Here is a 4410-nt window from a genome sequence, read left to right as displayed (position 1 = left end):
CGGACCGTTAGTTTTAACCTGCGCAACTCTGCTCATGCAGACGAAGCGGCGCTGGAAGCCAGAATCGCACGGAATTGGCGGCTACACCGGGATGCGCGTGGATGGTTCGATTTCGTGTCGTTCGATCTTGATGCCATCAAAACGCCCGTCCTACAGGCTTGCTTCAATCCTCAACGCCGAGCAATCGGCTTCGCTTCACGCGGCATTTCGCCGATGAACAGCTGACGCGGACGGCCAATCTTCTGTTCGGGATCGGCAATCATCTCGTTCCACTGCGCGATCCAGCCGACTGTACGTGCCATTGCGAAGATACACGTGAACATCGACGTCGGGATGCCCAGCGCGCGCTGCACGATGCCCGAGTAGAAGTCGACGTTCGGGTACAACTTCCGCGACACGAAGTACTCGTCTTCCAGCGCAATTTTTTCCAGTGCCATGGCGAGCTTGAACAACGGATCTTCGTGCAGACCCAGCTCTTCGAGCACTTCATGGCAGGTTTCGCGCATCAACTTCGCACGCGGATCGTAATTCTTGTAGACGCGATGACCAAAACCCATCAGCTTCACGCCGGAGTTCTTGTCCTTCACCTGCGCAATGAACTCAGGGATATTGTCGACCGAGCCGATTTCTTCCAGCATATTCAGTGCGGCTTCGTTCGCACCGCCGTGCGCCGGGCCCCACAGGCAGGCGATACCCGCGGCGATACACGCAAACGGATTGGCGCCCGATGAACCCGCGAGACGGACCGTCGAGGTCGACGCATTCTGCTCATGATCCGCATGCAAAATCAGAATGCGATCCAGCGCGCGCACCAGCACGTCATTCACCTCGTACTTTTCCGCCGGATTGGCGAACATCATGCGCATGAAATTCGCGCTGTACGACAGGTCGTTCTGCGGATAAACGAAGGGTTGGCCCACGGTGTACTTGTATGCCATCGCCACCAGTGTCGGCAGCTTCGCGATCATGCGGATCGCGGACACGTCACGGTGACGCGGATTATTGATATCCAGCGAATCGTGATAGAACGCCGACAGCGCGCCGACAGCGGCGACCAGAATCGCCATCGGGTGCGCGTCACGGCGGAAGCCACGAAAGAAGAAGTGCATCTGTTCGTGCACCATTGTGTGCTTCGTGACGGTGTCGACGAATTCCTTCTTCTGCGCTGCGTTCGGCAGTTCGCCCTTCAGCAGCAGGTAGCAGGTTTCGAGGAAGTCGGCGTTTTCCGCGAGGTTGTCGATCGGGTAGCCGCGGTACAGCAGCTCGCCCTTGTCGCCGTCGATGTAGGTGATCGCCGAGTTACACGCCGCCGTCGACATGAAGCCCGGATCGTACGTGAACTTGCCAGTCTGACTGTACAGTTTGCGGATGTCGATCACGTCCGGGCCCAACGTGCCCTTGTAGATCGGCATTTCAACGCTCGGCGAGTTGTCGCTGAACGATAGCGTGGCTTTAACATCTGACGGAGTCATAGCACACCCTCAATCGAAGTATGGAAACAAGGTTTCGATAATTTGCACGCTTGGATAGAACCAGCCTGCGCTGGATCTGGTGCAAATAGCAGGTCTGAACGATGCTACACCTATATATAGGATAGCGTATTGAACCGAGAGGACTGCATTCCGGACAGTGGCTACAGCCGTATCTTTGAGTCGCAAGCTGGCAAGCTCAAATTGTCCCTTGCGAATGTGATGCATCAACTCGATACCGGCAATCGTGGTCGCGGCACTTCTGAACCGTTTGAAGCCGAGCATCACGTTCGTTCTGGACTTGATGTTTCGATGGTCCTGCTCGATCAGATTGTTCAGGTACTTCGAGGATCCAACCTTCCTTTCTGCAGGCAGCAGACCATCGGGTTTCATCTCACGTACCGCCTGATGTGAGGCGGCATACCCATTGAGTGTGATCGTCTCCGGTGGTTGGCCCTGATGCTGGATCGCCTTGCTAAAAAAGGCTTTTGCCGCAGCCACGTCGCGCTTTGCCCTGAGCGTGAAGTCCACCGTCTGGCCGGCCCGATCCACCGCCCGGTACAGATAAACCCATTTGCCGCGAATCTTCAGATAGGTCTCGTCAACACGCCATGATCGCCCTGCCGGTATGGCAAGGCAATTCCAGCGCTTCACGAACTCCGGTGTAAAACGCTTCACCCAACGCATGATCGTCGTGTGCGCCAGCGACAAACCCCCTTTTAGCCATCATCCCGACGAGATCGCGCAGGCTGAGCTTGTAGCGAAGGTACCAGCGCACACAAAGAATGATCACGTCACGGTCAAAGTGACGGCCGGCGAATAGCCCGTCCAGACTCTTCAGCTTGCTCATCGCGGCCCCTCGAATCGATCTGATCGACAGTCTAACCGACTCGTTGATCGCGCTATTTGCACCACAGCCGTCTTTGCCCCTGAGCGTCGACCCAACATTGATAGCCGGACACTCACCTGTGTAACCGGCGCGGCGGCAACATTTTGTCGGTGAAGTTGGGCGCGAGTCCCTCGCGCGCCAACGACTACACGCTACGGTCCTGTGCTGATAGTGCAATTTTCGAAGGCGTGGCCAACCGCGACGACACAGCCGCGGACGCCGCTCTGAACGCACCTCTTTCCATATAACAGAGCTTTCGCATATACGACCGTATAGTAGGGCATATACCAATGCGGCGTGCTCGTAACCCTTCGTGGAATGGTATTCGTGGCCTCTCGGAGCTATTCTGAATTCAACGCGGCATGACGCATTCTCTCGCCGTGCAACGAGATTCTCTTGAGGAGACATTCATGCGCAACACGCTGCACAACTGGATTTTCATCTTCGCCAAAGCCTATGTCGAATACGCATTCGTTCCGTGGCTCGGTCGAGACGTCTACCGGCGCACCGTGGACCTGAATCATATCTGCCTGCTTTGATGCCGACCATCGAACAGTCCGCTCTAATAGAGCAATCTCCATAATAGGCTATCCCATATATAGGTATAGCATCGTTCAGACCCGCTATTTGCACCAGATCCATCAGGAGAACGTGTGATGAGACTCGCTCAACTCGTAGTCGCTGCTACTCTTTTACTGCCGATTGTGCCCTCGTTGGCTCAATCGAGGCCTCCTGCTTTGAATGAGGCCGTAAGGGCGCAACTAGTGCAAGAGAAAACGGTATACACGTCACTGAATGCCAATGATCGGAAACGGGCATCAATGAATAGCGTCAATCGGAATGAGAGCCCATCCCGTCAGATTGCCGGGGTAAACATAGGACGTTACTCGATGACAGTCGTCGCTCCTTCATTGCCGCGTTGAAACTGTCGGGAGGGGCCGGAGCCCTCTCTATGTGCCCATTTGCGGCCTTATGTGCGACAGTGCGTCACTTCCCGCGTCGGCATACTCATGTCGAACAGGCCGCCACACAGCCTGCTGAAGTTATGACGCAGGAGATGGACAAGCACGAAGCGTGACTTTTCTGAAATGCCAGGTTGTCCTACGTATATCGCAGTAGCACCCCCCTATGTTGTGAACCTTAGAACGATTTAATAATATTCGACCCTGCTATTCCACTGCGATGCACCGTCATCTGTCGGGCAAAATCAAAGTAAATGAGGATTTGCGATGTCCCCTGATATGAGATCCAAGTCGAGAGTCACCATCTTCCTCGCGATATGCGCGGCGGTTCTTTCTGGAAAGGCCATCGCAGAGGCTAGGTACGTCAGGGCGAGCGCGTTCGAAACATCGACGAAGTCAGCCAGTGAAAGCGATAAGGTTGAAAGCCGCCGAACGGTTCACGCCGTCCGACGAGCGCTGGAGCATACCCCGGGGATAACTACGTCAGATATTACCGTTCTTGCCAGAGCCGGCACGGTGACACTACTGGGCTCCGTACCAGACCAAAATCAGATCATCCATGCCGAAGCCGTGGCAGCGTCTGTGCCAAACGTCCAATCGGTAAACAATCAGTTGACCGTTCGACCGCTAGGTTACTAATCTAACCGGCGCTCCCGTCAGAGCGTTGCAGACGGCGATTCCAGACGCCCCGGCAGCATAGGTAGCACGAACACACATCGACAGATGCCACCGCGGTCTGGCTGGCCCTTACGCTAAAACGAGTGATCCGAATGAGCGCCTTTATGATCCGCGAGGCGATTCACACCGTTCGGAGAGCCGAATAAAGTTGCTCCATGCCGTCTCGCACGGAAACCACTCGATAGAAAGATCATCATGCAACTTTTAAAACACTCCTTTACGATCGGACCTGCCCTCGCCTTTGCCTTTCTGACTCACGCAGCGGTTGCCGACGCAGCCACCGGGCAAAACGTTCAACGTAGCCCGACCTACGCGGACATGGTTGTTGCACATACCGAATCCAGGATCGAAGGCGACATCGGCGCCTCGTCCTACGTCCGGCCGACGCGTGCGGATCGACCAGCTGTCTTGC

General features: G+C 55.6%; 4 protein-coding genes and 1 pseudogene. 3 read left to right on the top strand and 2 right to left on the bottom strand.

Annotated features, from left to right (window positions below):
- Positions 1–170: 170 nt before the first annotated feature.
- Together gltA and GNZ12_RS36315 are read right to left on the bottom strand one after the other, a co-directional pair.
- Positions 171–1472 (bottom strand): citrate synthase, encoded by a 1302-nt coding sequence (gene gltA, locus GNZ12_RS36320; protein WP_172316828.1) that lies wholly within the window; start codon positions 1470–1472, stop codon positions 171–173.
- Positions 1473–1667: 195 nt separating this feature from the next.
- Positions 1668–2319 (bottom strand): annotated as a pseudogene (locus GNZ12_RS36315) (IS6 family transposase); the annotation flags it as partial.
- Positions 2320–2768: 449 nt separating this feature from the next.
- Here GNZ12_RS36315 and GNZ12_RS45155 point away from each other — a divergent pair.
- From GNZ12_RS45155 to GNZ12_RS43990, 3 genes are all read left to right on the top strand, one after another.
- Positions 2769–2897 (top strand): hypothetical protein, encoded by a 129-nt coding sequence (locus GNZ12_RS45155; RefSeq protein ID WP_268959083.1) that lies wholly within the window; start codon positions 2769–2771, stop codon positions 2895–2897.
- A 690-nt stretch (positions 2898–3587) separates the two neighbouring features.
- The gene (locus GNZ12_RS45665) at positions 3588–3959 is read left to right on the top strand and encodes a BON domain-containing protein (protein WP_172316826.1); all 372 of its coding nucleotides are present in this window, start codon (positions 3588–3590) and stop codon (positions 3957–3959) included.
- Between the two features lie 234 nt (positions 3960–4193).
- Positions 4194–4410: hypothetical protein (locus GNZ12_RS43990; protein WP_216673501.1), on the top strand; the 217-nt coding region annotated here is incomplete at its 3' end.

Source organism: Paraburkholderia solitsugae (assembly GCF_013177695.1).
Taxonomy (GTDB): domain Bacteria; phylum Pseudomonadota; class Gammaproteobacteria; order Burkholderiales; family Burkholderiaceae; genus Paraburkholderia; species Paraburkholderia solitsugae.
Note: the sequence above shows the minus strand (reverse complement) of the source record. Positions and strands in the feature narration are given on the sequence as shown.

Bases quoted from the DNA above. Each gene is read 5' to 3' on its own strand.
- gltA (WP_172316828.1), bottom strand. From the start codon at position 1,472: ATGACTCCGTCAGATGTTAAAGCCACGCTATCGTTCAGCGACAACTCG.
- GNZ12_RS45155 (WP_268959083.1), top strand. From the start codon at position 2,769: ATGCGCAACACGCTGCACAACTGGATTTTCATCTTCGCCAAAGCCTAT.
- GNZ12_RS45665 (WP_172316826.1), top strand. From the start codon at position 3,588: ATGTCCCCTGATATGAGATCCAAGTCGAGAGTCACCATCTTCCTCGCG.